General features: G+C 72.7%; 1 protein-coding gene. It reads right to left on the bottom strand.

Going from position 1 to position 1,512, the window contains the following annotated elements; all coding sequences use genetic code 11:
* A partial coding sequence (locus KYY02_RS33525; RefSeq protein WP_371244825.1) for a SpnB-like Rossmann fold domain-containing protein occupies positions 1-1,512 on the bottom strand: 1,512 nt, incomplete at both ends.

The raw sequence follows: 1,512 nt of genomic DNA, 5'->3' as shown, positions 1-1,512 counted from the left end.
TCGTATCCGGGCCAGCCGGGCCACGAGTGTCCGACCGTCCCGTACGACGAGCTGCGGTTCCCCGGTCGTGAGCGCCGACGTCCAGTCGTCTTCGTTGTCGACGTCCACCAGGACGAAGCGGTCGGGGTTCTCCGACTGCGCGGACCGTATCAGGCCCCATATCGCGGCTGCCGCCAAGTCCGGCGCATCCTGGCCGGTGCTGATCGCTACCGCACCGCGGGTCACCAGCACCAGCCGCGACGCGGCGCAGCGCTCGTCGGCCAGCCAGCCCTGGACCAGTTCGAGAACGGCGTGCACCCGCTGGTGCACCGCGGTCCCGTCCTCGGACCCGGCGCAGCGCACCACGACGTTGTCCGGCAGGGTCCCCCCCGCGTCCAGAGCCGACCGCACTCCGTCCCAGTCCGCGAACTCCGCCACCGAACCGTTGCGCCCGGCCGTCGCCGGGGCGGACACCCAGTCCAGCCGGAACAGCGACTCCAGTCGGCGTGCCGTCTCCAGCGCATCCGGTGACACCGCGCGCACCACCAGCGCATCGACGGTGGCGACCGGAGCGCCGGAGCCGTCCGTCACGGTCAGCGCCACCGCGTCCGCCCCAGCGGGCGAGAGCCGCACTCGCAGCACCGTCGCGCCGACGGCGTGCAGCCGCACACCCGACCACGAGAACGGCAGACCAGGGGCACCAGCGTCATCGTCCGTGCCATCGGCCAGGCCGGTGGCGTGCAGCGCGGCATCCAGCAACGCTGGGTGCAGACCGAAGCCGCCCGCGCCCACCCCTTCGGGCAGCGCGACCTCGGCGAACACCTCGTCCCCGTGCCGCCATGCTGCCCGCAGGCCCTGGAACACCGGTCCGTAGGCGAAACCGCCGTCAGCCAGACGGTCGTAGAACCCGTCCAGTTCCACGGCTTTGGCGCCGGCCGGTGGCCACTCCGTCAGAGGAGTCCCGCCGTGATCCTCGTCGGCACGCAGCACACCTGTGGCGTGCCGGGTCCACGACCGGCCGTCTTCGGTGTCGTCCGAGCTGGAGTAGAGGGTCAGTTCGCGCCTGCCCGACTCGTCCTCGGCCCCGACCCACACCTGCAGACGTACCGTGTCGTCCTCGGACAGGACCAGCGGCGCCTCCAACGTGAGCTCCTCCACCGAGGAACACCCGACCTCGTCTCCCGCCCGCACCGCCAGCTCCAGGAACGCCGTGCCGGGCAGCAGGATCGACCCGAGTACGGCGTGATCGGCCAGCCACGGGTGGGTTCGGACCGACAGCCGACCGGTGAGCAGCGCACCGTCCCTGCCGCCGAGGGCGGTGGCCGCCCCCAGCAACGGGTGTTCGGCGGGACCGAGTCCGGCCGCCGTGACGTCACCGATCTCGGTCGGCGCGTCCAGCCAGTAACGGGCGTGCTGGAAGGCGTAGGTCGGCAGGTCGACCCGTCGGGCGCCGCTGCCGGCGAAGAACGCCTCCCAGTCCACCCGGACACCGCGTACGTGCAGGTGCCCGGCGGCCATGGTGGCGGCCACCGC

The sequence above is a fragment of the Streptomyces pimonensis genome (assembly GCF_041380215.1).
Classification (GTDB): domain Bacteria; phylum Actinomycetota; class Actinomycetes; order Streptomycetales; family Streptomycetaceae; genus Streptomyces; species Streptomyces pimonensis.
The sequence above is the reverse complement of the archived record's forward strand: the minus strand, read 5'-3'. Positions and strand labels throughout refer to the sequence as shown.